Annotated in this window: 21 protein-coding genes and 1 tRNA gene; 12 read left to right on the top strand and 10 right to left on the bottom strand. The window is 72.8% G+C overall.

The window, feature by feature from the left end; all coding sequences use genetic code 11:
- Positions 1-29 precede the first annotated feature (29 nt).
- Together OHA84_RS14070 and OHA84_RS14065 are read right to left on the bottom strand one after the other, a co-directional pair.
- Entirely contained in the window at positions 30-731 is a 702-nt protein-coding gene (locus tag OHA84_RS14070) for a 4'-phosphopantetheinyl transferase superfamily protein (protein WP_053674805.1), read from the bottom strand.
- A 206-nt stretch (positions 732-937) separates the two neighbouring features.
- Positions 938-1,294, bottom strand: a complete 357-nt coding sequence (locus tag OHA84_RS14065) for an STAS domain-containing protein (protein ID WP_053675019.1) — start codon at positions 1,292-1,294, stop codon at positions 938-940.
- A gap of 469 nt (positions 1,295-1,763) precedes the next feature.
- On the opposite strand from OHA84_RS14065, the gene OHA84_RS14060 reads away from it, so the two are divergent.
- The gene (locus OHA84_RS14060; protein WP_266971449.1) at positions 1,764-5,945 is read left to right on the top strand and encodes a SpoIIE family protein phosphatase; all 4,182 of its coding nucleotides are present in this window, start codon (positions 1,764-1,766) and stop codon (positions 5,943-5,945) included.
- Positions 5,945-6,232: an STAS domain-containing protein gene (locus OHA84_RS14055; RefSeq protein WP_053674808.1), complete on the top strand. Its 288-nt coding sequence runs from the start codon at positions 5,945-5,947 to the stop codon at positions 6,230-6,232. The genes OHA84_RS14060 and OHA84_RS14055 overlap by 1 nt, the downstream gene beginning before the upstream one ends.
- A 157-nt stretch (positions 6,233-6,389) precedes the next feature.
- Here the strand turns inward: OHA84_RS14055 and OHA84_RS14050 are convergent, their stop codons facing one another.
- Positions 6,390-6,917, bottom strand: coding sequence for a hypothetical protein (locus OHA84_RS14050; protein WP_053674810.1), 528 nt, complete (start codon positions 6,915-6,917; stop codon positions 6,390-6,392).
- A 230-nt stretch (positions 6,918-7,147) separates the two neighbouring features.
- On the opposite strand from OHA84_RS14050, the gene OHA84_RS14045 reads away from it, so the two are divergent.
- Positions 7,148-7,612 carry a DUF1992 domain-containing protein gene (locus OHA84_RS14045; protein WP_266971451.1) on the top strand — a complete coding sequence of 155 codons (465 nt, stop codon included), beginning with the start codon at positions 7,148-7,150 and terminating at the stop codon, positions 7,610-7,612.
- A gap of 391 nt (positions 7,613-8,003) precedes the next feature.
- Here the strand turns inward: OHA84_RS14045 and OHA84_RS14040 are convergent, their stop codons facing one another.
- From OHA84_RS14040 to OHA84_RS14030, 3 genes are all read right to left on the bottom strand, one after another.
- Positions 8,004-9,959, bottom strand: coding sequence for a DEDDh family exonuclease (locus OHA84_RS14040; protein ID WP_266971453.1), 1,956 nt, complete (start codon positions 9,957-9,959; stop codon positions 8,004-8,006).
- A 230-nt stretch (positions 9,960-10,189) separates the two neighbouring features.
- Complete coding sequence (locus tag OHA84_RS14035) at positions 10,190-10,744, bottom strand: AAA family ATPase (RefSeq protein WP_266947541.1); 555 nt, start codon at positions 10,742-10,744, stop codon at positions 10,190-10,192.
- 272 nt (positions 10,745-11,016) lie between these two features.
- Positions 11,017-11,092: transfer RNA gene (locus tag OHA84_RS14030), tRNA-Arg, on the bottom strand.
- Between the two features lie 333 nt (positions 11,093-11,425).
- Between OHA84_RS14030 and OHA84_RS14025 the strand changes: the two genes are divergently transcribed.
- The 5 genes from OHA84_RS14025 to OHA84_RS14005 all read left to right on the top strand — a co-directional run bounded on the left by OHA84_RS14025 (position 11,426) and on the right by OHA84_RS14005 (position 18,398).
- Positions 11,426-13,030 (top strand): dynamin family protein, encoded by a 1,605-nt coding sequence (locus OHA84_RS14025; RefSeq protein ID WP_053675021.1) that lies wholly within the window; start codon positions 11,426-11,428, stop codon positions 13,028-13,030.
- 4 nt (positions 13,031-13,034) lie between these two features.
- The gene (locus OHA84_RS14020; protein WP_053674821.1) at positions 13,035-14,861 is read left to right on the top strand and encodes a GTPase; all 1,827 of its coding nucleotides are present in this window, start codon (positions 13,035-13,037) and stop codon (positions 14,859-14,861) included.
- A gap of 98 nt (positions 14,862-14,959) precedes the next feature.
- Complete coding sequence (locus OHA84_RS14015) at positions 14,960-15,367, top strand: single-stranded DNA-binding protein (protein ID WP_266971455.1); 408 nt, start codon at positions 14,960-14,962, stop codon at positions 15,365-15,367.
- A 140-nt stretch (positions 15,368-15,507) separates the two neighbouring features.
- A complete protein-coding gene (locus tag OHA84_RS14010; RefSeq protein WP_063839419.1) occupies positions 15,508-16,704 on the top strand; it encodes a thioester domain-containing protein in 1,197 nt (398 codons plus the stop codon).
- 155 nt (positions 16,705-16,859) lie between these two features.
- Positions 16,860-18,398, top strand: coding sequence for a bifunctional phosphatase PAP2/diacylglycerol kinase family protein (locus tag OHA84_RS14005; RefSeq protein WP_266971457.1), 1,539 nt, complete (start codon positions 16,860-16,862; stop codon positions 18,396-18,398).
- Between the two features lie 184 nt (positions 18,399-18,582).
- Here OHA84_RS14005 and OHA84_RS14000 read toward each other — a convergent pair whose 3' ends face one another.
- Entirely contained in the window at positions 18,583-19,212 is a 630-nt protein-coding gene (locus OHA84_RS14000) for a hypothetical protein (RefSeq protein ID WP_266971459.1), read from the bottom strand.
- A gap of 236 nt (positions 19,213-19,448) precedes the next feature.
- On the opposite strand from OHA84_RS14000, the gene ettA reads away from it, so the two are divergent.
- Genes ettA through OHA84_RS13985 form a run of 3 tightly spaced genes read left to right on the top strand, consistent with a single transcriptional unit; the run spans position 19,449 to position 22,317 of the window.
- Positions 19,449-21,113, top strand: a complete 1,665-nt coding sequence (ettA, locus tag OHA84_RS13995; protein ID WP_078998307.1) for an energy-dependent translational throttle protein EttA — start codon at positions 19,449-19,451, stop codon at positions 21,111-21,113.
- Between the two features lie 11 nt (positions 21,114-21,124).
- Positions 21,125-21,598 (top strand): thioesterase family protein, encoded by a 474-nt coding sequence (locus OHA84_RS13990; RefSeq protein ID WP_053674830.1) that lies wholly within the window; start codon positions 21,125-21,127, stop codon positions 21,596-21,598.
- Positions 21,595-22,317, top strand: a complete 723-nt coding sequence (locus OHA84_RS13985) for a hypothetical protein (protein WP_266971461.1) — start codon at positions 21,595-21,597, stop codon at positions 22,315-22,317. Before OHA84_RS13990 ends, OHA84_RS13985 begins: the two co-directional genes overlap by 4 nt.
- Before the next feature lie 147 nt (positions 22,318-22,464).
- Here OHA84_RS13985 and OHA84_RS13980 read toward each other — a convergent pair whose 3' ends face one another.
- Positions 22,465-22,869, bottom strand: coding sequence for a globin (locus OHA84_RS13980; RefSeq protein WP_053674834.1), 405 nt, complete (start codon positions 22,867-22,869; stop codon positions 22,465-22,467).
- Positions 22,870-23,016: 147 nt separating this feature from the next.
- Between OHA84_RS13980 and OHA84_RS13975 the strand changes: the two genes are divergently transcribed.
- On the top strand, positions 23,017-24,006 hold the full coding sequence (locus tag OHA84_RS13975; protein WP_053674836.1) for a methyltransferase domain-containing protein: 990 nt from the start codon (positions 23,017-23,019) through the stop codon (positions 24,004-24,006).
- On the opposite strand, the gene OHA84_RS13970 is transcribed toward OHA84_RS13975, so the two are convergent.
- Complete coding sequence (locus OHA84_RS13970) at positions 24,003-25,169, bottom strand: FHA domain-containing protein (RefSeq protein ID WP_266971463.1); 1,167 nt, start codon at positions 25,167-25,169, stop codon at positions 24,003-24,005. The genes OHA84_RS13975 and OHA84_RS13970 overlap by 4 nt on opposite strands.
- A gap of 46 nt (positions 25,170-25,215) precedes the next feature.
- Complete coding sequence (locus OHA84_RS13965) at positions 25,216-26,544, bottom strand: VWA domain-containing protein (RefSeq protein WP_053674840.1); 1,329 nt, start codon at positions 26,542-26,544, stop codon at positions 25,216-25,218.
- Positions 26,545-26,553: the final 9 nt, after the last annotated feature.

Here is a 26,553-nt window from a genome sequence, read left to right as displayed (position 1 = left end):
ACCCTACGGCGCGCGTCCCGCGGGAGAGCTCAACGCCCGGACACGGCCAGGGCCGCGGCGTAGCCCGCCGGGGCCGGCAGGTCGCGCAGGGTCCAGCCCGTCACCGGGGCGGGGGTGGGGCCCGAGCCGACGTACGGGTCGGTCAGCCCGAGGGCCAGGCCCGTACCGGTGGCCTTGAGGCAGGCCTCCTTGCGGGACCACAACCGGGCCATCGGCACGCGCCGTTCCGCTTCCGGGAGCGCGAGGAGTTCCGCCGTCTCCGCCGGGTGCAGGGTCCGCAGGACGTCGGCCACCGCCTGCCCGCTCGGTACGCGCTCCACGTCGACCCCCACCGGCGACCCGGCGAACGCCAGGTACGCCAGGTCCCCGCTGTGGGACAGCGAGAAGTGCACCGCGCCCCCCGCCACCGCGGGCCGGCCGTGCGGGCCGCCGCAGCACGGGCAGTCCTCGCGGACCAGCGTGACCTTCTCCGGCGCCAGCCCCAGGTAGCCGCCGAGCAGCGCGCGAAGCCCCAGGTGCGAGGCGACGTAGCGGTGCCGGTCGCCGGGGCGCAGCAGCCGGCCCGCACGGTCCTGTTCGCCGGCGTCGAGCACCGCCGACGCCTCGGCGACCGCGTGGCCGCCGACCACGTCGCGCGTGGTGTCCAGGGCCCACACGGCCACGGTCGCGCGCGCGGGGAGCGCGCCGAGTCGCGGCGCTTCACCGCCGAGTTGATTCACTTCCTCGGTCACCTGATCAGGGTAGACGAGCCACCCGCCGCCCCGGATGACCTCGTCCTGGACTCGTCGTACCGCAGACCCCGGGGGGCCATGCCCAGTGCCGTCGTCACGCCGCGAGGCGACCGGATCCGTGGGACCGAACCGCCCGGACAACCCGGAGGGCTTCGCCCCGGCCACCGCCGCGCCCGTGCGGGACGAGCCGTGCGGGGCGTGACCGTCTAGGCGTGCAGGGCGTTGACGGCGTCCTCGACGGTGGGCTGGAAGGTGAAGAGCTGATCGAGGCCGACGATGCGGAAGACGTTCGTCAGCTCGGGGTTCAGCCCGACGATGAGCAGGGCGGCGTCGACCTCGTGCGCACGGTGGTAGGCGCCGACGAGCACGGTGATGCCGGTGGAGTCGCAGTAGGTGAGCTCGGAGACGTCGATCAGTACGGGGACGTCGGGGCCGAAGGGCGTCTCCCGGATGACCCGGGTGAGTTCCGGTGCGGTGTGGTGGTCGAGTTCGCCGACGACCACCAGCACGGTGGCACCGCGGGAGTGGGTGTGGCGGGTGGCGGTCAGGGTGCGGTCGGTCACCTGTTCTCCTGAGCGGGTGGCGGTGTGCGGCGGGGCGGAACGGACAGGGCGAGCGCCGCCGGGTCCGGCAGGGGCGCGAGCCGGACGTCGGTGGGGCGGGGCGCGGGTGTCGAGGACGTCGACGGTGTCCGGGTGGTACCCGTCGGCCGTGACGATCGCCGCCGCGGCGTGGAACCGCCCGGCCGGTACTGCCCGGACGGGCACACGGGGGTCGGTGGCGGCCCCACCTCCCGGTGGACGACGTACTCGGTCCCCCTCATGCCGCCTCTCACACCGCCTCGTTGGCCGTGCCTCCTCGTGCGAGGCGCCGCTGTCCTATTCTACGGATCACGTCAACGAGCCCCTACGGACGGGCCGGCGGCCGGGTGGGTGTCTCACGGTCCTGGCGGCCATGACGCGCAGGGGACAGGAGCTCGACGCCGGTGGGCCCACGCCCGGGCGTCGGCTGCCGTGAACGAAGGGATGGACAGTGACGCGTTCCGAGGACGCCGATCCGCAGGCGACGGCGCCGGCCGGAACCGACGTGTTCGCCGCCGACGAGGTGGTCGGCCGGGATCTGGCCCTCGTGGACTGGGCGGCGACCACCCCGCTCGGGAACCCCGAGGGCTGGCCGCAGAGCCTCAAGACGACCGTGAGCATCCTCCTGTCGTCGAAGTTCTCGATGTGGATGGCCTGGGGACCGGAACTCACGTTCTTCTGCAACGCCGCCTACCGGCGCGACACCCTGGGCCGGAAGTACCCGTGGGCCCTGGGCCGGCCGGCGAGCGAGGTCTGGGCGGAGATCTGGGACGCCATCGGCCCCCGCATCGACACCGTGCTCACCACCGGGGAAGCGACCTGGGACCAGGCGCTGCTGCTCTTCGTGGAGCGCTCCGGATACCCCGAGGAGAGCTACCACACGTTCTCCTACAGCCCGCTGCGCGACGACGCCGGGCACGTGGTCGGCATGCTGTGCGTGGTCAGCGAGGAGACCGACCGGGTCATCGGCGAACGACGGATGGCCACCCTCCGCGACCTCGGCTCCGACCCCAGCGTGGTGCGCACCGAACAGGAGATGCTCGACTTCGCCCGTCTGCAACTGAGCCGCAACCCGTACGACCTGCCGTTCACGCTGACGTACCTCTTCCAAGAGGACGGCGGCGCCGCGCTGGCCGCGGCCACCGGCATACGCGACGATCACCCGGCCGCGGTGGACCACCTCCCGCCGGGCTCCGAGACGGTGTGGCCGACCGCCGCCGCGGCTCGGGGCGAGTCCGCGCTGGTGCCGTTGGTCGGCACCGTGTTCGCGGACCTGCCGACGGGGGAACGGCCCGAAGTACCCCTCCAGGCAATGGTCGTGCCCTTGCGGCAGCAGGGTGGCGCCCCGTACGGATTCATGGTCGTCGGCCTGAACCGGTACCGGGACCTGGACGACGGATACCGCGGCTTCGTGGAACTGGTCGCCGGGCATGTCGCCACCGGGGTCGCCAGCGCCCGCAGCTACCAGGCACAGCAGCGGCGCGCGGAGGAACTCGCCGAGCTGGACCGGGCGAAGACGGCCTTCTTCTCCAACATCAGCCACGAGTTCCGCACCCCCCTGACACTGATCATGGGGCCGGTGGAGGAACTGCGGGAGCGCCTCACGGACGCGGACGCGGGCGTGCGCGAGGAACTGGAGGTCGTCCACCGCAACGGGCTGCGGCTGGGCAAGCTGGTCAACACGCTGCTGGACTTCTCCCGCATCGAGGCGGGCCGGATGCAGGCGGGCTACGAGCCGGTCGACCTGGCCGCGGTCACCGGTGAACTCGCCAGTGTGTTCCGCTCCGCCGTCGACAGGGCCGGCCTGGACTTCCGGGTCGACTGCCCCCCGCTGCCCGAGCCGGTCTTCATCGACCGGAGCATGTGGGAGAAGGTCGTCCTCAACCTGCTCAGCAACGCGCTGAAGTTCACCTTCGACGGCTCGATCGGCATCGCCGTGGGTACCGAGGACGGTGCGGCGGTGGTGACCGTCGTCGACACCGGGATCGGTGTCGCGGCGCAGGAGATGCCCCGACTGTTCGAACGGTTCCACCGCATCGAGAACGCCCGTGCCCGCTCCAACGAGGGCAGCGGCATCGGCCTGGCCCTGGTGAAGGAACTGGTCGGCCTGCACGGTGGCGAGATCGGCGCCACATCGACCGAGGGCCACGGCACCCGGTTCACCATCCGCTTGCCCTTCGGCACCGCGCACCTGCCCGCCGACGCCGTCCTCGCCGAGGCGGGCACCGGCGCGGCCCCCCTCGCGACCGACCCCTTCGTGCAGGAGGCCCTTCGCTGGCTGCCCGGCGAGCGGACCGCGGCGACGCCCGCCGCGGTCACGGACATCGAGGAGGGCATCGTCGGACCGACTCACGGACCGACTCACGGACCTGCGCTCCCGGTCCACGTCCTGGTCGCCGACGACAACGCCGACATGCGCGAGTACCTCAGCCGCCTGTTGCTCGGCGCCGGCTACCAGGTCAGCACGGTCAACGACGGCCGGCAGGCGCTGGGGGCCGTCCGCGCGAAGGCCTTCGACCTGGTGGTCAGCGATGTCATGATGCCCCACTTGGACGGCCTCGCCCTGGTCGCGGCGCTGCGGGCCGACCCGCGCACCGCCTCGGTACCCGTGCTGCTGCTGTCCGCCCGGGCCGGACAGGAAGCGTCCATCGAAGGCCTGCGCGCCGGCGCCGACGACTACCTCGTCAAACCGTTCGCCGCGGCCGACCTCCTCGCCCGGGTCAGGGCCAACATCGAACTGGCGCGGCTGCGCAACCACCACGCCCGCTGGCGCACCGCACTGGTGGACTCCCTCCAGGAGGCCTTCTTCGTCTGCGACGAGGACGGCGCCGTCATCGAGATCAACGCCGCCTTCACCGACATCCTCGGCTACGGCCCCGAGGGCCTGCCCTACCGGCCGACCCACCCCTGGTGGCCCGACGCCGGCACCGACTCCGAGGCGCACCGGCAGGTCGGCGAGGCCTTCGCCCTGCTGCTGGGCAGCACCAAGGGCTCGTACACCATCCCGATCACCCACCGCGACGGACACCGGCTGTGGGCGACGGCCACCTTCAACCAGGTCGACGATCCCGACACCGGGCGCCGCGTGACCGTCGGCACCTTCCGCGACGTGACCGCCGAGCACTACGCCATCCAGCGCGAAAGCGCCCTGGCAGCTCTGGGCACCTGCCTGTCCCGGGCGACCAGCGTGCCCGAGGCACTCGCCGGCGCGCTGGACGAACTGAAGAAGCTGTGGCGTGCCCGGTCGGTCCTGGCAGCGGTCTTCGACCACGGCGACGAACCCACACTGACCTCCACCGACGTCCCGCCCGCCTGGTCCGAACTGCCCGCCGGCCGGCGTGGGGCGCTCGAAGGCCTGCGCCGGGGACCGATCCTGACCCCGGTCGCCGACCCCACCGGGGCCGGCATCCTCCTGGAGTTCCCCGAAGGCCCGCTCGTCCTGTGGATGGACCTCGGCGAGAACCGGCCCTTCACCGGTGAGGACCAGCTGCTGCTGTCCCTCCTCGCCGGCCACCTCGCCCAGGGACTGAACCGCGCACACCAGTTCGATCAGCAGCGCGAGACCGCCATCGCCCTGCAACGCGCCATCCTGGGCCCCTCCCGACTGCCCGCCGGTTTCGCCGTCCGCTACGAACCCGCGACCCAGCCCCTGGAGGTCGGCGGGGACTGGTACGACACCGTCACCCTGCCCGACGGCCGTATCGGCATCGTCGTCGGCGACTGCGTCGGCCGGGGCCTCGAAGCCGCCAGCGTCATGGGCCAACTGCGCAGCGCCTGCCGCGCCCTGTTGCTCCAGGACGCCAGCCCCGCCCAGACGCTGATGGCCCTCGACCAGTTCGCCGCCGGTGTGCCGGGCGCGGTCTGCACCACCGTTTTCTGTGGCGTGCTCAACTCCGAGACCGGGCAACTGACGTACTCCAGCGCCGGCCACCCGCCCGGCATCCTCGTCGGCCCCGACGGCGCCACCCGGCTCCTCGAGGACGGGCGCTCCCTGCCGCTGGCCGTCCGGCCCGGCAACCAACGCCCCGAAGGCTCCTGCACCATCCCGGCCCGGTCCACCCTGCTGCTGTACACCGACGGTCTCGTCGAACGCCGCCGTCGCCCGCTCAGCGCGGGCATAGACCAGGCCAGTGAAGCGCTCCAGGACGGCCGGGACACCTCGGTCGACGACCTCGCCACCCACGTCATGTCCCGGTTGGCGCCCGTCGACGGCTACGACGACGACGTCGCCCTGCTGCTCTACCGACACCCGGCCCCGCTTGAGATGTCCTTCCCCGCCGAATCGTCCCAGCTCGCCCCCGTCCGCAAGACGCTGCGCGGCTGGCTGGCCCAGTGCGACCTGCCCCCCACCACGGTGCAGAACGTCCTGGTCGCCGCCGGCGAGGCATGCGCCAACGCCATCGAGCACGGCCACCGCGACGCCCCCGGTGACGCCATCCACCTCCGGGCCGAGGCGTACGTCGACAATCTGCACCTGACCATTGCCGACACCGGCCGCTGGAAAGCCCCGCAGCCGGAACTCAACACCCACCGCGGCCGCGGGATGGGCCTGATGCGCGCAGTGATGCAGCAGGTCACCATCACCCCCGGCCCGTCCGGCACCACCGTCGACATGCATACGAGGATCGCCTGATGACCACCCCCCTGACCCTCACCCCCGGACGGCGGCCCGACGGCACCGCGCTGCTGACCGCCGTCGGCGAGATCGACATGAGCAACACCAGGGAACTGGCCGCCGCCCTCGCGGGCACGGACGGCCCCCTGGTCCTCGACCTCACCGGGGTCGAATACCTCGACAGCGCCGGTCTCAGCGTGCTCTTCCCACACGCCGACCGCATCGAGCTCATCGCCGGCCCCCTCCTGGAACCCGTCCTGACGATCTCCGGCCTCACCGAGCTCACCACCGTCCACGGCACTTGACGGCGGGCGCCGGGCGCCGGGCGGCAGGGCGACGACGGTACGCGGCAGGGCAGCAGGGCAGCAGGGCGATAGACGGTACGCGGCAGGGCAGCAGGGCGTCAGACGGTACGCGGCAGGGCGGCACGCGGTACGCGGCGAACCGTGTACGCCCCCGCCGTCAGCCGCCGACCCGCACCGCGTGGACGGTTGCCGGGGCGCCGTCCCGCGACTCGACACCGGGTGAGCGGGTCCCGTCGGTCCAGGCGTAGACCTTCTTGCCGCGCACCGCGACCTGGTACTGGTGCACGCCCCGGCACTCGGTGCGCTCGTCCCGGCGGGTGTCGCCCGGCCACCACCGGGCACCCAGATGAGGGCTGCGCACGGCCTTGGGGGTGCCCGTGGTGCACTGCGGGCCGTCCAGCGGGGTCTCGCCCAGCGTGAACCGGATCAGCCGGGCCTCACCGCTGGTGCGCGCCTGTATGCGTATGTCGGTGGCGTCCTTCGGTATCCAGCCGGGCAGCGAGAACGTCCGCCCCCCTCGGGTCGGCGCGTCCGCCACGGTGGCGAAGCGCTTGCTCTTCTCCTTGAACACGCGGTCGTTGAGGGTGTCGGTGACCGGGTTGGGCGGGAGGTTCGGCAGCGCGAAAGCGGCAGTGGCGAGGGCTCCCACGGTGGCGGCGGCGATGACGAGAGGGCGGCGTTTCATAGTCATGAGTGTTCCGGTCGGGAGGCGTCGCGCGCGTCCCTCCCCAGGACGAACCGGGAGTCTGCCGGAAGTCTGACAAGGCCTCATACCTGAGAGCGGCTCGACCGCCCTCACCAGGCACGAAGCCCGCCCCGACACAATCCTGAAGCGACCGCCTAGGCTGGATGGCAGGAGCAGTTCGTCGTACAGGGATCCCCGCGGGCGAGGGTCCTCGTGTCCGAGGAGGAACCGTGACCGAGCGCAAGCCGACGGGCGTCAGCATCGAGACCTGGGTGGACCGGCAGATCCGGGAGGCCGCCGAGCGGGGCGAATTCGAGAACCTGCCGGGCTACGGCAAGCCGCTGGCCTCGCTCGACGCCCCCTACGACGAACTCTGGTGGATCAAGGGCAAGCTGCACCGCGAGGGCTTCTCCCCGCTTCCCCCCTCGCTCGCGCTGCGCAAGGAGGCCGAGGACGCGAAGGAGGCGGTCCGGGCGGCACGGTCCGAACGACAGGTGCGGGACATCCTCACGGTGATCAACCAGAAGATCGGCAAGGCCCTGCGCATGCCCCCGCCCGGGCCGCCCCTCAACCTGGGCACCTTCGACATCGAGGCCGAGGTCGCGACGTGGCGCGCGGACCGCGACGCCGCCGAGGACCGCCGGAACCCCGAGACCCCCGGGAGCCCCCAGTCACCCCGGAGCCCCGGCCCCTGAGCCGCGAGCCCCGATGCCCGCAGTCGTAGTCGAGGCGATCCGTGCTGCGGTAGTGGTCCATGGCGAAGCGCGTTCCGGAGACCACCGGCTCCAGGGCGTCGCGCACGGACGCGAAGTCGAGCGGGAGGCTCCCGTCCCGCGGCGTCACGCGCCGCGACTCCTCGTCCCAGAGCCCGTGGAACTCCCCGACGACGGCGGGGTCGTCCTCCCGGATGCCACGCGCGGGAACGGAAGGTGGGGGTGGCCGGACGGTCGAGCATGGCGACGACGCGATGGGAGGCCGCGTCGATCTTCCGGACCTCGTCCGGGTCGAGCCGGCGCCTCAGACGCTTCTCGACCGCTGGTACGCGGGGCCGCGTGCCGGGGACCGGAACCAGCCCGCGGTCGGGACTCAGTCGGCGACGTCGACGCCGTAGGTCCGTGCGAGGGCCGCCAGGCCGTGGTCGTAACCCTGGCCGACGGCGCGGAAGCGCCACAGCGGGCCACGGCGGTAGATCTCCGCGAGGACCATGGTGCGTTCGGTCGTGGCGGCGTCCACCGTGACCTGCGCCAGGGGCATCGCGCCCGTGCCCGATGCCACGGTGACCTGGACGGCGCCGACCTCGCCGAAGGCGGGCGCGCCGTCGATCGCGGCGCACACGACGACCCGGCGGGCGGCCGGCGGCATGGCGGCGAGGTCGACGCCGATCGTCTGCTCGGTCGGCCCGTCGCTGAGCAGCCGTACGGATCCGTTCGGGTTCTCCGGGGCGCCGTAGAAGACGAAGTCCTCGTCGCAGGAGACCTGTTCGTCCTCGTCGACGACGAAGGCGACCACGTCGATCTCGCAACGCGTCTGCTGGGCCCAGGAAGCGCCCACGTCCCAGCGGAACTCCGTTCCCGTACGGGGAAGGTCGATCACCCCGCCCCGCGGCAGGACCCGCGGGGACCGGGCCCGCTCGTCGCCGGCGGGGGAGTCGGCCGGTGAGGCATCGCGGGTGGCGTCGGGGGCCGTTCCGGGCGCGGTGAGCCAGTGCGCGTCGTGCGTCGGGATCAGCAGGGAGGTGATCCGGGCCATGCGCCGGTCGGTCTCGGCGCCCGGGAGGAGCACGACGTCCGTGACGCTCGCGGAGAGATTGACGGCGGCGGACCCGCCGAGTTCGACGATGCGGCCCCGGGCCCGCGAGGAGACCGGATGCGTTCCGCCCAGGACCAGGACGCGCCGGCCGCTCAACGGCCGCACCCCGGCCGAGGTCTCGGCCCGGCGCGGGGGCGTGGCGGGAGGTGTGGGCGGCGCGGGTGCGGCGGCGGGCGCGGGCCGCGCGGCCGGCGTCACCTGATTCGGGATCGCGGCCGTCACCGTGCCCGTCGCCGGTTCTGCGGCCGTCCCCCTCGTCGCCGTCCCCGTGCCCGTCGTCGCCGCCGGTTCCGCGGCGGCCGGCTTCTCGTGCGGGGTTCCCGGCCGTACGTCGTCCAGCAGTCGGAGGAAGGCGCGTTCGTCGACGACCGGGACGCCCTCCGTGATCGCCCGCCGGGCCTTGGTGGACCCCGAGGCGGTGTCGTTGGTGACCAGGACGCTGGTGTGTCGACTGACGGAGCCCATCACGTTCAGGCCAGCGGCGACGGACCGCGCCACGAGGTCGACGCGCGCGGTCTCGGTGTCACCCGTGATGGCGACCTTCATGCCCTGGACCAGGGGACCGCCCGCGGCCGGCCTCCCGGGGTTGCGGTACGCACACGGGGCCTTGGGCGCCTTCGGGGCGAACCGGGGGTCCTGCCGGGGCGGGCAGGGGACCAGCGGCAGCGACAGGTCCAGCCGGGCCGCCTCCTTCAGGGTGGCGCGCAGGATTCCGGCGAGGACCCGGGTGTCGTCGAGCGCGTCGTGCGCCCTGGTCTGCTTCACGCCGTAGTGGGCGGCCAGCGTGCCCAGGCGCAGGTCCGGGGTCGGCGGGTCCACGCGCCGGTTCAGCGCCAGCGTGCACAGCCGCCGCGCTACGGGAAGGTGCACCCCGGCCCGCGCGAACTCGTGCGCCAGGAAGTCGTAGTCGAACTGGGCGTTGTGGGCGACCAGGACGCGGCCTTGGAGCAGTTCCGCGATCCGCCCCGCGACCTGCCCGAAGGTGGGCTGCCCGCGCAGCCGCTCGGCGGTCAGTCCGTGGACGTGGACGGGTCCGGGGTCGCAGCCCGGGTCGAGCAGGGTCGAGAACTCGCCCGTCTGTCGGCCGTCGGGGGCGAGCGTCACCACCGCCACCGAGAGCACCCGATGTTGTCGCGGCGTCAACCCGGAGGTCTCCACGTCCACCAACGCCCAGTCGAGGGCGTAGTCGTGCGGATCGGACACGTCGGGGGCGGCGGCGGAGACGAGGCTCATGACGGACAGAATGATCCGACATTCATTCCGTCTTCAACCGGAATGCCGATTTGTCCCCTCTCGGGTCGCTGCGGTCGCCGTGGTCGCCGTGGTCGCCGTGATCTCCTGTAGGCACCGCCACCGCCACCGGCCGAGGCGCGTTCGCGTTCACGGTCGAGATGTACACGTACTTCCCTGCCACCGGCTCCAGTTGCCTCGCGCCGGCGTGACCCGCTTGAGGAGGGGCGGTTCTACGGGAATCCCAGAAATGCCTCGATCTCGCACAGGCCTGGTGCGTACCCGTCCGACGTGTCGACGATCAGCGCCGGTACGTCGAGGCGAATGGCCTCGAATTCCTCGGGGTCGTAGGTACCGGAGGCGATGTCGGCGAGCAGTGCCTCGTCGGCGTGGGCGGCGCGGTGGTCGTCGGTTCGGGCGCGTTCGGTGATGCGGTCGACGATGCCGGGTGTGGGCGTGGTGCACCGAACGACGCGGATGTCGGCGAGGGGCATGAGGGGTTCCAGGCGGGGGCGCCAGAGCCGGTCCTGGAAGGCGGCCTCGGCGACAAGGGTGACGCCTGCCCGGAGGAGGACGGTGATGGTCTGGAAGAAGGCCTCCAGGGTGGGGATGTTCAACGGGTCGTCGTCGCCCGCCTGATGGTCGGACGCGTTCATGACCATGCCCTGTTTGATCTCGTCACGGATGATCGTGGGGCAGCCCAGGTCCTGGCCGAGGAGGCGGGCGAGCGTGCTCTTCCCCGTGGCGGGCGGCCCGCTGACGACGACGAGGACGGGGTGGTTCCGCATGTGCGGTGCTCCGATTCGGTGAATCGTGACGGGTCGGGACGGAGCCTCGGGCGATGACCGCGACACGATCGCGAGCGCGATGGCCGCCGCGACCGGCGCGCCGCCGAGGACCTCCCCCGAGCGTTCCCGGCCGTGCGGGGTTCGAACGGCTCTCCGCGAGGGGGCGTTCAACACCGGGCGACGGGGAGAAGCGCCCGACGGCGTACCGGCCAATGTGCCCCTGACCTGCACGAAAGCCCTCCCGTGCGGGAGGGCTTCGAGGGGTGGAGAAGTGGTGCCCCCGGCAGGACTCGAACCTGCGGCCAAGTGCTTAGAAGGCACCTGCTCTATCCACTGAGCTACGGGGGCCGAAAGGTGGCCGTGGTGGCCTGGAGGCCCAAGGTGTGGGTGGGACGGTGGGCCTTGCCGGGTCAAGGATAGGGCTCCAGTCACCTTGTCCCGGTTGCTTCACCCGCGTGCCACGATGTGGAGGTTCGGTGAAGCGGTCCCGATAATCGCAGGCAGGTGCGATTTTCGCACCGCTTTTGCGCCGCGACGCCCCGGGTGTTGTGCACTCGTTATGCCTGCGTCCCGCTCGTCCGCCGTGTCCCGGGATGTCTCTCCGGGGTGGCGGTCGGCGCGCAGAGGGCGTATAAGCTTCAAAAATGGTCCTAAATTGGGCATTCTTCGCATGTGGTGACCTTGGATGTTCGGCCTCAGCTGCTCGATGCCCTGTCCGCCCTGCGCGACCGGGTGGCGTCCGTGCGTCTGCCGCTGCCCCTGCCCGGCGCTCCGCGCGCCCGCCAGACCAGAGCCGAGCTGCTCGCGCAGCTCGACGACTACCTCGTTCCCCGGCTGAAGGCGCCGGAGGCGCCGCTGCTCGCCGTCGTCGGCGGGTCCACCGGGGCCGGCAAGTCCACCCTCGTCAACTCCCTCGTGGGGAGGCAGGTCAGCGAAGCCGGGGTGTTGCGTCCCACGACACGAACCCCGGTGCTTGTCTGCCATCCGGATGATCATCACTGGTTCGCCGGTATGCGCGTCCTGCCCGATCTGATCCGGGTCTGGGTGCCCCACGAGGAGGACGAGTCCCCTCCCGCGACCAGGAAGCCCCCCCGCGGGAACACCCATGCCACCCGCGAACTGAGGATCGAGACCGTCTCGAACCTGCCGCGCGGGCTCGCCATCCTCGACGCCCCCGACATCGACTCCCTCGTCGTCGAGAACCGCACCCTCGCCTCCGACCTCATCTGCGCCGCGGACGTCTGGGTGATGGTCACCACCGCCTCGCGGTACGCCGACGCCGTCCCCTGGCACCTGCTGCGCACCGCCAAGCAGTACAAGGCCACCCTGGTCACGGTGCTCGACCGGGTACCGCACCAGGTGCTCGCCGACGTCTCCCGGCAGTACGGGGCCCTGCTCACCCGGGCCGGGCTCGGCGACGTGCCCCGGTTCACGGTGCCCGAGCTGCCCGAGTCCACCGGCGGGGGCGGGTTGCTGCCGGCCAGCGCCGTCGCGCCGCTCTTCGCGTGGCTCAGCCACCACGCCCAGGACCCCGCCGCCCGGCAGTACGCCGTCGGGCGGACCGCGCTGGGCGCGCTGGACTCCCTCAACCGCCGGATGCCGGAACTCGCCTCCGCGGTGGCCGCCCAGCACGCCGCCGCCGTACGGCTGACATCGGCCGTCACGGACGCGTACCGCCGCGAGGGCAAGCGGGTGCGCAACCGGCTCGACAAGGGCGCGGTCCTGGCCGGCGACGCGCTGACCAGATGGCGCGGCTACCCCCTCGACACCAGCGCGGACGAACTTCTCGACTCCCTCGCCGAGTCGCTCGCCGCGCTGCTCCAGTGCGCCGTGGCCGCCGCCGACGAGCGGATCGCGGAGGCCTGGCGGCGCGAACCGGCGGCAGGCGCGGTCTCGCTGCCGGCGCCCGACCGTGAGGCGGCGGAACGTATCGGCATGGCCGTACGGCGCTGGCGGCGCGTCCTGGAGGAACTCGCCGAGGAGGAGGTCGCACGGCTCGACAAGCAGCCCGCGCCCGACCCCGACGGCGTCGCGGCCCTGTTGGTCGCCGCCCTCCTCGGCGGCAAGCGGGCCCGCCCGGCGGGCGAGAAGCTCGCCGAGCGGATCGGCGTACAGGCCGCCGTACGGCTGCGGGACCGCGGCGGCGAACTGGTCGGCGAACACCTGGACCAGGTGTTGCGTGCCGAACGCGACCGCCGCCTCGCCCCCCTGGAAGCCCTCGAAGTGACCCCGGAACCACAGGCCGAGCTGATCGCCGCGTTGTCCGTACTGCAGAAGGAGAGGTGACACGGTGACCGCCTTGACCGACCGCACCGACGACCGCTGGGACGACGGACTCATCGCGCGCTCGCGCCCCCGGGTCGCCGACGACGACTGGCCCGGGATCGACAACGAGGAGGGCGACGACGCGCTCGTACGGGCCGTCTCCGGCGCCGGCAGCGACGGCGGCAAGGTGCCCGCGCCCCCGCTCAGCCCCGAGGCGCGGGCCCTGCGCACCCGACTCGAAGCACTGCGCCAGCTCATCGGACTGTCCAGGACCCGGATCCTCGACGGCAAGACCCTCGTCGAAGCCGGCAGGATCCTCGACGAGGCTGCGGCGCGGCGCGGGCTCTCGGCCCAGCACACGGTCGTCGCTATCGCCGGCGCCACCGGAAGCGGCAAGTCCACCCTCTTCAATTCACTCGCCGGGGTGCAGATCTCCGAGACGGGTCTGCGCCGGCCGACCACGGCGGCGCCGATCGCGTGCAGTTGGTCGGACGGCGCGGCGGGCCTGCTGGACCGGCTGGAGATCCCCGGCCGGCTGCGACGCAGGCCGCGTGAGACCTCGGAGGCCGAGGCGCTGCGGGGGATGGTCCTCGTGGACCTGCCGGACCTGGACTCGGCCGTCGGCGCCCACCGGGACCACGTGGACCGGGTGCTGGCGCTGGTCGACGCGGTGGTGTGGGTGGTGGACCCGGAGAAGTACGCCGACGCCGTCCTCCACGAGAAGTACCTGCGCCCGCTGGCCGGGCACGCCGAGGTGACGTTCGTCGTGCTGAACCAGGTGGACCGGCTGCCCGGCGAGTCGGCCGACCTCGTCCTCGACGACCTGCGACGACTGCTGGACGACGACGGGATCGCCCTGGGGGAACACGGCGAACCCGGGGCGACCGTCCTCGGACTCTCCGCCCTGACGGGTGAAGGGGTCGGGGAACTGCGCGAGCTGCTCGGACAGTTCACCCAGGAGAAGGGCGCGGCCACCCGGCGGATCTCCGCCGACGTCGACCGGGCCGCGCTGCGCCTCAGGCCGCTGTACGTCGCCGACGGGCACCCCGGGCCCGAGATCGGGGAGGTGGCGCGCGCCGAGTTCGAGGACCGGCTCGCCGAGGCCGTCGGCGCGTACGCGGCCGGTCTCGCCGCCGAACGGGCCTGGCGGCGCAACGCCGGCAAGGCCTGCGGGACGCCGTGGCTGCGGCTGTGGCGCTGGTACGAGAGCCGGCGCGCCCCGCGCTCCCTGGCGGGTCTGGCCGCCCTCGCCGCGATCGGACGGACCCCGACGGCGACCGAGTTCCCCGTCGAGGAGGAGGTCACCGCCCGCCAGCGGGTGGAGCAGGCCGTACGGACGGTCGCGGACGAGGCGGTCATCGGACTGCCCGATCCCTGGGCCCAGGCGGTCCGCGAGACCGCGGTGCGCGGCGCCGACCGGCTGCCGGAGGCACTGGACGAGATCGCGGTGACCGTGGGCACGGCGGTCGCCGTGCCCCACGTCAAACCGCCGCGCCCCGGCTGGTGGCCCGTCGCGGTGCTGGCCCAGGCCGCGATGACCCTGCTCCAGATCTACGGCGGCCTGTGGCTGGTCGGGCAGATCGCCGGGGTGCTGCCACCGCACCTGATGCCGCCGGTGCTGCTGATGGCGGCGGGCATCGTCGGCGGGCCGCTGGTCGAATGGGCCTGCTCGATCGCCGCCCGGGGCCCGGCCCGCAGGTACGGCCAGGACGCGGAACGCCGGTTGCGGCAGGCGGCGGCAGGGTGCGGGCGGGCCCGGGTGCTGGAGCCCGTCGCGGCCGAGCTGCTGCGCTACCGGGAGGTGCGCGAGCAGTACGCGACGGTGGCGAGGTTTTCCACAACCCGTCAGTAGTCCACAGGCCGGAGCGGGATCCGGGTCGCCGGGCCAGCATGGTCACACCTCGTGCGGACGGTCCGCACGGGTGTGGCACGCGGGGGAGGGCGACCGGGATGAACGACACCCTGGTGACGCTGGTGGGACACGTGGCGACGCGGATCGACTTCAAGGAGACGCCGACCGGCCCGTCGGCGAGGTTCCGATTCGCCGTCACACCGAGGTACTTCGACCGGCGGACGGACACCTGGTCCGACGGCTCGACCAGCTTCTTCACCATCTGGGCACGACGGACCCTCGCGTTGAACCTGGCGAGTTCCGTGTCCGTCGGCGAACCCCTCGTGGTGCACGGAAGGCTGCGGGTCCGAGACGATCCGCCCGACGGTGACGGGGCGCGGTGGTTCTCCGCGGACATCGAGGCCGTCGTCATCGGACACGACCTCAATCGGGGGACGGCCGCCTTCCGGCGCGTGGTCAAAACGGACACCCCGCTGATGGCGCCTCAGAAGGCGGCGGTGGTCTGAGTGTTCGAGGCGGTTAGGATTCCCCGGTACTCACGGGCACCCGGGTCCTCGGCACCCGGGTCCTCGGCCCGAAGGGGAAGACTGTGTCGATCGCTGTTCCCGCATCCTCCGTTCCCGATCCCGCCCTCGCCGCGCCCGTCATCGGCCCCGCCGCCGTTCCCGGACGGGGCTCCGCACGCCGGTCGTTGGCGGCGGTGGCGCTGTTGGCCGCGGCCCTGGCCGCCACGCCCGGCGCCGCGGTGGCGGCGGACTCCGAGCCCACTCCGGGCCGGGCCCCGGAGGGTGCGAGCGCCGTGCTGGACGGCCTGAAGACCTACGGGCAGGCCGTCCTGCGCACCGGCGACGGAGCCGTACGGCAGGTCCCGGCCGGACTGCACGAGATGCGCGTGGACGGCGGCGGCATGCTCCAGACCTACGGGGTCGGCGTCGCGGGCTACGCGCAGCCCGAGGCCCGGTACACCGAGAGCGGCTGGAACGGCAGCCCCCTCGAAGGCAAGGACGGCGCGGGCCGGATCCGCTGGGTGCTGGAGCACTCCTACCCGCAGCTCAACGACCTGGCGGAGCTCTCCAAGACGGCCGGCGCCGCCCCCCTCACCGCGGAGAGCGCCGCCGCCGGAACACAGGTGGCGATCTGGCGGCTGGCGGACGGGGCGCAGGTGGAAGCCTCCGACCCGGCGGCGGAACAACTCGCCGACTACCTCCAGCGGGAGGCGGGCCGGATGGCGGAACCGCCGCCCTCGTTGGCACTGGACCCCGGCGAGGTGTCGGGTCCGGTGACGGGGGCCGTCGGCAGCCGGCTCGGCCCGGTCACGGTGCGCACCGGCGCCCAGAGCGTGACGGTCACCCCCGACGCGGCGGCGATGGCCATGGGCGTGCGGGTGGTCGACGAGCAGGGGCGGCCGTTGACCGCCGCCGCCGACGGCACCCGGCTGTACTTCGAGGTGCCGCCGGGCACGGCAGAGGGGCTCGCCTCGGTCGTCGTGCAGGGCTCCACCAAGGTTCCCGTCGGACGGCTCTTCGCCAACGGCGTCCCGAACCAGGCGCAGATCGTGGCGGGCTCCAGCGAATCCGCGACCACCGCCACCGCGACGGCGCTCTGGCCCGCGCCCGAACCGGTACCGATGGGCGCCGTGTCCGGTACGGCCGTACCGTCGGCCGGCTCCGAGCCCACCACCGAGAGCGAGGACTCCCCGGCCGGCGAACGCCTCGCGACCAGTGGCAGCTCGGCGGCCACCCCGGTGATCGCCTCCCTCGCGGTGGGCCTGGTGGTGCTGGGCGGCATGGTCGTCCTGCTGCTGCGCAAGCGGCCGCTGGAGGGCGAGCAGGACGAGGTCTAGGGCGCCCCGGGCGGGTCGCCTCCCCCGACTCGCCTCGGTCGAACGGGGGCCCGGTCTCGCGCCCCCGACGCGGTCCGAGAGGGGCGCCCGTGCCCGGTGGCCCGGGTGGCGGGTGGGGTTGGTTCCGGATCCTCGGCGCGGGGTAGGCGCTGACAATGGCTGAACAGGAATTGACCTGGCAGGGGTCGGTCGCGCGATGGGACCGGCAGTTGTTCGACGCGGTGGCCCGCCGCCATTGGCCCGGGGCCGACCGGGTGCTGCCGAGGTTGGGTCGGGCCGCGAACCACGGCGTCCTGTGGGGCGGGACCGCCGCCGCGCTCGCCGCCTTCGGCTCCGCCCGGACACGCAAGGCCGCCGTGCGGGGAGTCACCTCCCTCGCGCTGGCCTCGGCGACGATCAACACCGTCGGCAAGTGGTCCGTACGACGGCGTCGCCCCGTGCTGGAAGGGGTGCCCGCCACCCGGCAGCTGCGCACCCAGCCGCAGACCACCTCGTTCCCCTCCGGGCACTCGGCCTCGGCGTTCGCCTTCACCGCCGGGCTGGCGCTGGAGGCGCCGGGGTGGGGGCTCGCGCTGGCCCCGGTCGCCGCGTCGGTCGCGTTCTCCCGCGTCTACACCGGGGTGCACTACCCGTCCGACGTGGTGGCGGGCGCGGCGCTCGGGGTGGCCGCCGGGTTCCTCGTGCGACGGCTCGCGCGTGACGTCCAGGAGGCCCGGGTCGTACCGGGCGACGAACGGCCGGACGCCGGGGCGCCCGCGCTGCCGGACGGGGACGGCCTGACGGTCGTGATCAACTCCGGTTCGGGTACCGCCGCCTTCGCCGGGCTCGACGTCCTCGAGCGCCGGCTTCCGAAGGCGAAGCTGGTCCAGTGCGAGAGCACCGAGCTGGAGTCGGAACTGGCCGCGGCGGCCTCCCGGGCCCAGGTGCTCGGCGTCTGCGGCGGCGACGGCACCATCAACGCGGCGGCCACCGCCGCGCTGCGCGCCGGGGTGCCGCTCGCGGTGTTCCCCGGCGGCACCCTGAACCACTTCGCCCTCGACCTCGGGCTCGCCGGAATCGAGGACACCTGTCGGGCGGTGGCCGACGGGCACGCGGTCCGTGTCGGTGTCGGACGCTTCACCCCCGGCCCGCGGCGACACTCCGTTCTCGACGAGGGGGCGGAGGACGTCCCCGAGTCCGGTGTCGAGCCCGGGCGCGAGGAGTCGGGATACTTCCTGAACAACTTCAGCATCGGCGCCTACCCCGAGCTGCTGCGACACCGGCTGCGGTGGGCGCCCCGAATCGGGAGCGGCCCGGCCGCGCTGCTGGCGGCGTGGCGGGTGCTGCGGGCCGAGCGGCCCGTACGGCTGAGCCTCGCCGGGCGACCGCGCAGCGTCTGGCTGCTGTTCGCGGGCAACGGGACGTACCACGGCAGCGGCCCCGCACCCAGGCGCCGCGACAACCTCGGCGAGGGCCTCCTCGACGTACGGCTCGTCTTCGGCGGCGGCCGTCCCGGCCCGCGACTGTTGGCCGCGGCCTTCACCGGGCCCCTCAGCCGTTCCCCGGTCCACACCGCCACCCGCCTGCGGAGCCTGCGGATCTCGGACGTGCCGCCCGGCACCCCCCTCGCCTACGACGGCGAGTACGCCAAGGCCCCCACCGCCTTCGTGCTCGACGAGCTGCCGGAAGCCCTCACCGTCTACCGCCCGCGCTGACGCCCCCGGAGCGACGACCGCACCCCCCGGCTCACACCCGCCCAGCCCACCCGCCCCGGCGCCACCCACGCGCCGGGGCGCGGCCGTGTCCCGGCCGCATCGGCCCATCGGCCCATCGGCCCGCGCGCCGGCAAGGGATCGCGGGGAAGCGCTCCCGGCGCCCGGATCACGGGCGGGGACTGCCTCACCCCGGCTGGGCCGCCCGTAGGCCGTCGGCGCCGGCGGTGACGGCGGGAGACTCAGGGGCCGTCGTCGAGCTGCCTGCCGGCCGTGAGTCCACTCCCAGGTCGGCCCGCATCTCACCGCGCATGATCACCCACTGCGCGTTGGCCCGCAGCAGGTCGGTCCGTATCTCCTCGAACGAGTCGTCGGGTGCCGCGTCGCCCTCCTCCAGGCGCATGATCCGGTCGTAGAGGTGGGCAAGGGTCTGTCCCAGGGCGTCCAGCTCCGCGAGGACGGAATCGGAGGCGACCATCTGGGCCTCGGCGAAGTACGCGTGCATCGCGTGACGTGCGTCCTCCAGGGCCGTCCGCTCCTCCGCGGTGTCGCCCCGCTTGTGGACGAGCCAGAGGTACTTCATGAGTTCTATGCGGTGGCGGCGGTACCCGGAGTTCGCGTTCACGTAACAGTCGCGCCGCTTGCCCAGCTCGACGACTCGCTGCTCGCGGACCCACTGGGCGTCGGCCGCCCGTTCCTGGCGTTCGTGGCGATCGGATTCGGCGTGTGCGAGCAGCCGCTGCGACACGATGGGGGCGACGAGAGTGCCCGCCACGGCGATGGTCGTGCCGGCGAGCGCCAGCCAGGCGTTGTCCACGTTTCCTCCGAGGGATCGACCCAGAACCTGGCGTCATCCTGCCGGGTGATCGGAAGGCGCGGCTCGCGTTCGCGCCGCCGTGGCGGGCTCCGACGATCGGCGTCGGCCCCCGCCGGCCGGGCCGGTCCGAGGCGGCCGGGGTCAGGGGGGCCTGACCTACCCATTCGCCCGTAGCTATGGACGACTGGCAAGATGGGGTGTATCTGCCCACCCATCGATCTGCCGGACGGTTTCTCTTGGCTGAGTTCATCTACACCATGCGCAAGACGCGCAAGGCGCACGGCGACAAGGTGATTCTTGATGACGTCACCCTGAACTTCCTGCCCGGCGCGAAGATCGGTGTGGTCGGCCCGAACGGCGCCGGTAAGTCCACCGTTCTGAAGATCATGGCGGGCCTGGAGCAGCCGTCCAACGGCGAGGCGTACCTCTCGCCCGGCTTCACCGTCGGCATCCTGATGCAGGAGCCCAAGCTCGACGAGTCGAAGACCGTCCTGGAGAACGTCCAGGACGGCGCCGCCGACACGATGAAGAAGCTGCACCGCTTCAACGAGGTCGCCGAGCTGATGGCGACCGACTACACGGACGCGCTCCTCGACGAGATGGGCAAGCTCCAGGAAGACCTGGACCACTCCAACGCCTGGGACCTCGACGCCCAGCTGGAGCAGGCCATGGACGCCCTGGGCTGCCCGCCCGGCGACTGGCCCGTCACCAACCTCTCCGGTGGCGAGAAGCGCCGCGTGGCGCTGTGCAAGCTGCTGATCGAGGCCCCGGACCTGCTCCTCCTCGACGAGCCCACCAACCACCTCGACGCCGAGTCGGTGAACTGGCTGGAGCAGCACCTTTCGCAGTACAAGGGTTGCGTCATCGCCGTGACCCACGACCGGTACTTCCTGAACAACGTCGCCGAGTGGATCCTCGAACTCGACCGCGGCCGCGCCATCGCCTACGAGGGCAACTACTCCACCTACCTGGAGAAGAAGGCCACCCGCCTCAAGGTCGAGGGCCGCAAGGACGAGAAGCGCCAGAAGCGCCTCAAGGAAGAGCTGGAGTGGGTCCGCTCCAACGCCAAGGGCCGTCAGACGAAGTCCAAGGCCCGCCTCGCCCGCTACGAGGAGATGGCGGCCGAAGCGGACAAGATGCGCAAGTTGGACTTCGAGGAGATCCAGATCCCGCCGGGCCCGCGTCTGGGCTCGATCGTGGTCGAGGTCAACAACCTCTCCAAGGCCTTCGGTGACAAGGTCCTGATCGACGACCTGTCGTTCACGCTGCCCCGCAACGGCATCGTCGGCATCATCGGCCCCAACGGCGCCGGCAAGACCACGCTGTTCAAGATGATCCAGGGCCTGGAGACGCCGGACTCCGGCGCCATCAAGGTCGGCGACACCGTCAAGATCAGCTATGTCGACCAGAGCCGCGCCAACATCGACCCGAAGAAGACCCTCTGGGCGGTCGTGTCGGACGAGCTGGACTACATCAACGTGGGCCAGGTCGAGATGCCGTCCCGCGCGTACGTCAGCGCCTTCGGCTTCAAGGGCCCGGACCAGCAGAAGCCCGCGGGCGTCCTGTCCGGTGGTGAGCGCAACCGCCTCAACCTGGCGCTGACGCTCAAGGAGGGCGGCAACCTGCTGCTCCTCGACGAGCCCACCAACGACCTCGACGTCGAGACCCTGTCCTCGCTGGAGAACGCGCTCCTCGAATTCCCGGGCGCGGCCGTGGTCATCTCCCACGACCGCTGGTTCCTGGACCGGGTCGCGACCCACATCCTCGCCTACGAGGGTGACTCCAAGTGGTACTGGTTCGAGGGCAACTTCGAGTCGTACGAGAAGAACAAGGTCGAGCGTCTCGGCGTGGACGCGACCCGTCCGCACCGCGCCACCTACAAGAAGCTGACCCGAGGCTGAGGTCGAGGACCATGGCCAGACACCACTACAGGTGCCCCCTCCGCTGGGCGGACATGGATGCCTTCGGGCACGTCAACAACGTCGTCTTCCTCCGCTACCTGGAGGAGGCGCGCATCGACTTCATGTTCCGCCTGGCGCCCGGGGAGGGCAGTGAGTCCTTCACGGGCGGTTCCGTCGTGGCCCGTCACGAGATCGACTACAAGCTGCCTCTCGTGCACCGGCACGAGCCGGTGCTGATCGAGTCCTGGGTGACCCGGATAGGCGCCGCGTCCCTGACCATCCGCTACGAGGTCAAGGACGAGGCGACCGAGTCCACGCCCGAGACGGTCTACGTGCGCGCCGAGACCGTGGTCGTGCCGTACGACCTCGCCGCGGGGCGGCCCCGCCGCATCACGGCCGAGGAGCGGAGCTTCCTGGAGGAGTACCTGGACGAGCCCCGCGACGCCAAGCGCGCCAAGGGTTCGGAAGGGCGCATCGCGGCATGAACGACCGGTTGCACTGCGCCGACGCCGGGGAGGCGGCGGACCTCGCCGCCTTCCTGGGCCGGCTGGTGCACTACGACCGCGCCGCCGCCGTCCGCCTTCAGGCGCGGGCGGGCGGCGGCGCGCTCGCCGTTTTCGGGCGGCCGCCCTCCTTCGAGGTACTGGCCGTCCGCACCGTGCGCCTCGCCGCGCCCGTCGGGACGCCCCTGGACCTGACGGTGTCCGCCGGTGAGCTGCTGGAATCGGTGGACGAGGGCGCCGCGAGCATCGTCGTGCCCGGCCCGGTCACCGGGCCGCCCTGGGCGGGCGTACTGCCTCCGCGCGGCGGCTGGGAGCCGGTGGCGGGCCTGCCGAGCCCCGAGGCGATGCGGGCCGTCGTGGCGGGCGCCGTCGCCGAGTTCCGGGCCCGGGACGAGGCCCTGCCCCCGCAGCACCGGACCCGGTCCGAGCGCGACCGCATCGGCCGCGAGATCTGGTCCCGCACGCTGGGTGACACCGAACTTCCGCTGCGCGCCGTGCACGCCGCACAGTCCCTGGGCTTCCTGCGGCCGGTACGGGCCTCCGTGCCCGCCGGCCCCACCGGGCCGCCCGCGGCCCCCGCACCGGTGGCGCTGCTGGCATCCGGGGGCTGGCTGCGGCTGCGCACCCCGTACGGGTCCGTCGCCATGCGCCGCCCCGGCGGGACCGGGGGCCTCGGCGCCCTGCTGGTCCGGCCCGTCTGACGACGCCGCACGGGTTCCGTTCGGCCTTCCGCCTCACGGTCGCGCGTCGCGTCCTTTGCCGCCGCACCGTCCCCGGCCGGCCTCGGGCGTCGTTGCGCCGCCGCACCGTCCCCGCCGACGTCCGGCGGGGGCGTTCCGTCGGCCGCCTCAGCCCGCCGTGTTGATCATCGATGCGGCCGCGTACGTCAGGTACCGCCACAGCCGCGCCTCGTGCTCCGGCGCCAGGCCCAGCTCGTCCACCGCGACCCGCATGTGCCCCAGCCACGCGTCGTGCGCGGCCGCGTCCACCTGGAACGGCGCGTGCCGCATCCGCAGGCGCGGATGGCCGCGGTTCTCGCTGTAGGTGTTCGGACCGCCCCAGTACTGCATGAGGAACAGCGCGAACCGTTCCTCGGCCGGCCCCAGGTCCTCCTCCGGGTACATCGGGCGCAGCAGCGGGTCTTCCGCGACACCCTGGTAGAACCGGTGGACCAGGCGGCGGAAGGTGGCCTCGCCGCCCACCAGCTCGTAGAAGGTCTGCTCCTGAACCGTGCCCTGCGGATCGTCATTCACCTGACCATCGTCTCAGACGCCCGGACCGAGGACCGGGGTCCCAGGACCCTCCCCGCAAGCACGGCACCCCGCTCGCCACGCCGCGACGCGCGGGAACACGCCCGACCCCCGTTGGCCTTCGCCCCCGCCGGGCAGCACAGTGGAGACATGGGCGCAGATGCCGAAGCACGCGACCTGCGCGAGACCGCGCACGCGGCCCAGGTCAAGGAGCTGATCGCGGCCGGGGCCCTGGACGACCCCGACTGGCGGGCGGCCTTCGCCGCGGTGCCCCGGCACGTCTTCGTCCCGTACTTCTGGACCGGTCGTGGAGCCGGACACGAGCGCCTCTGGGCCGAGGACCCGGACCCGGGGCGGCGCGCCCGCTGGCTGCGCGGCGTGTACACGGACACCCCGCTCGCCACCCGGCTGCGCGACGGCGAGCTGGTGTCCTCCAGCAGCCAGCCCTCCCTGATGGCGAGGATGCTGGAGGCGCTGGAGGTCCGCGACGGGAACAACGTGCTGGAGATCGGCGCGGGCACCGGCTACAACGCGGCCCTGCTCTGCCACCGGCTCGGCGAGGAACTGGTCACCACGGTGGACCTGGACGAGGAGATCACCGAGTCGGCGCGCGCCCACCTGGCGCGGCTCGGCCTGCACCCGACCGTCGTCACCGGCGACGGGGCGCGCGGCTGCCCCTCCCGCGCCCCCTTCGACCGGATCCTGGTCACCTGCACGCTGCCGCTGATCCCGCACACCTGGCCGGCCCAGTGCCGGCCCGGGGCGCGCATCCTGGCGCCGCTGTCGACCGGGCTGATCGCGCTCACCGTCCGGGACGCGGACTTCGCGGAGGGCCGGTTCCTGCACACCTCGGCGTACTTCGTGCCGCTGCGCGGGGCGGGCGCGGCCCCGCACGCCCCCTCAGTGCCCCGTCACGGACTCCCGTACGAGCTGGTGGACAACGAGCGCCTCCAGTTCCTCCTGATCCTGACCGAGGGCGTCCTGCACCCCCGGGAGGCCCTTGACCTGTGGCGCCGCGAGGGCCGCCCGGCGCGCGAGCGGTTCGGCGTCACGCTCACCCCGGAAGGACAGTGGTCGTGGCTCGACGACCCCCAGGGCCCGTACGTGTGGCCGCTGGGGGAGGTCGGGACGACCGCCTAACCCCGACGGACGGTGATCGTGGTCCAGGCGCCGACGTGGACCTGGTCGCCGTCGCCGAGGGGGATCGGGACGTACGGCTGGATCGGTTCCTCACCGCCGTTGATGGTGGTGCCGTTGGTGGAGTTCTGGTCCACCACCGCCCAGCTCCCGTCGGGCTGCTGGACGAGCACCGCGTGCTGGTGGGAGACGCCCGGGTCCTCGGGGGGCACCGAGAGGTCGATGTCCGGGGACTCGCCCGAGGAGGCGCGCCGCCGGCCGATGGTGATCTGACCGCCGGAGAGCGCGAGGTGCTGCTCGGGCGAGTACGCGGGCATGTTCAACCCGGCCGCCTCGGGGCCGCTGCGCCGCATCATCGCCAGGAAGTACGAGCGGTCGGGACCGACCGTCGCGCTCCAGGCACCGTTGCCGAGGGACGGGGCCTGACCCTGGGACCCGTAGTGCTGCTGTTGCTGGTGCTGCTGTGCTTGATGCTGCGGGACCTGCTGTTGCTGTTGCTGATGCTGCGAGTGCTGCTGGTACTCCTGCTGCGCATGCTGCCCCTGCGACTGCTGTGCCTGCGGAGACTGCTGGTACTCCTGCTGCTGCGGCGGAGGCTGCTGCTGATAGTGCGGCTGCTGGTACTCCTGCTGGAGGGGTTGCTGCACGGGCTGCTGTCGGTGCGACTGCTGCTGGTGCGAGGGCTGTTGGTGTCCCTGCTGCCCGTGTGCCTGCTGCCCGTGTGCCTGCTGCTCGTGCGAGGGAGGCGGCAGCAGCCAGTCGTCCTCGCGCTGGAGCGGCTCGGCCGGTCGGTTGACCCGGGACGGCCGCGAGCCCTGGTAGTCGAAGTGGTCCTGCGAGAAGGCCGGCGGGGCCTGCGGCGGCGGGGTGCCCACGCTCCCGGTGCCCGCGGCCGGGCCCGTCTCCTGGGCGAGCGGCGTGTACGAAGTCGCCGAACGCGTCAGGAAGTTGTACCGGCACTCCTCGCAGAACGGGGCCATGGCCTCGCGCGGGGTCCGACACTGCGGGCACAGCTCCGCCTGCGCGGTCGGCTCACCGGCCGTGGGAGGGTAGCCGTAGCCGTAGGAAGGCGCCGCGGGGGCGCTCGTGGCGGCAGCCATGCGGTGGCCGCAGACCTCGCACCAGTCCTCGGAGGCGGACTGGTGCCCGTTCGGGCAGGTCGGCATGGCTACGCTTCCCCCTTCTCCCTGCGTCATCGCCGCAGGTCTCTTCTCAGGTCTTCTTCACTCGGACGGTCTGCGTCGAACGCGTTTCAAGGGTCATCTCGTCGGCATCGGCGACCTTCGCTTTCAGCCGCACAGTACCTGCCGCCGCGTCCACGACATCCACCACCTTCGCCAGCAGTTTGGCAGTGTCCGCGTTGCCGGACGCGCTCGCCAGTTGTACCGCGCGTCCGAGTTTGGCCGTCGCACCATCGACATCACCCAGTTTGCGCGCTTCCAAACCTTGTTGGATGGCCTGGGCCAGCTCCGCCTGCCCGGTGTAGTGCGCCACCTGCGGACTGATCGCCGTGGAAGCGACGAGGTCGTCGGTCCACACCGCCCGCACCAGACCCTGGGCGAGGACGGTCGGCGCCCCGCCCGCCGTGTCCGGCACGATCAGCGTCGCGCGGGCCGCCAGCATCTCCTGCCCGATGGCCGCCCCCGGGACCCGGACGCACACGTGGTACTCGCGGGACTCGTCGCCCCACGAACCCGTCGGGTAGTCCCCGGCCCGCGGGCCGGCCTCGGTGCGGCGGTCGGTCAGGTCCTGGACGGTCGGCGCGACCTGCTTCACGTACTGGATCTCCACGCCGACCGGGGTCCACAGGCGCAGGGCGACGTCCGCGACCTCCTTGCCCATGACGTTCTCCATCATGCGCGTGAAGTCCTCGGTGAGGTGCGCGGGATCGGCGACGATGTCGGCGCTGCCGAGCAGCGCGCTCGCGATGCCGGTCACCTCCTTCACCTCCCAGTCGGTGCCCACACCGCGCGCGTCGCAGGTGAAGCGGCCCGCGCAGGCTTCGAGGGTGGCGCGCAACACGGCCGGTTCCTCGTGCTCGTTGCGCCCGTCGGTGAGCAGGATCCCGTGCCGGATCGTGGCCGGGGACTGCCGCAGCAGCCCGTCGGCCAGCCGCAGCCAGGTCCCGATGGCGGTGCCGCCGCCCGAACCGAGGCCGCGCAGGGACTCCTTGGCCTGCGCGCGGGTCACCGCGTCCGCCGTGGCCAGCCGGCCCTGACCGGGATAGACCTCCTTGGCCACGTGCGTGCCGGCGATCACCGCGAAGCTGGTGCCGTCGCGCAGGGTGTCGATCGCGGCGGCCGTGGCCTCGCGGGCACCGCGCATCTTGTCCGGCGGGTACTCCATGGACCCGGAACAGTCCACCATGATCACGACCGCGGCCCCGCCGGGAGCGGGGACGGCGGCCCGGGTGGCGGTGGCCCCGCCGCTGGAGGTGACCGTGACGATGGCGTGGACGTCGCGGCCGCCCTCGGGAAGGAACTCGTTCTGGTACACCTCCACGCTGAAGCGCGGGGCGCTCGGCTTGGCGAAGTTCGCCATCGATGGGAC

The sequence above is a fragment of the Streptomyces sp. NBC_00513 genome (genome assembly GCF_041431415.1).
GTDB lineage: Bacteria > Actinomycetota > Actinomycetes > Streptomycetales > Streptomycetaceae > Streptomyces.
The sequence above is the reverse complement of the archived record's forward strand: the minus strand, read 5'-3'. Positions and strand labels throughout refer to the sequence as shown.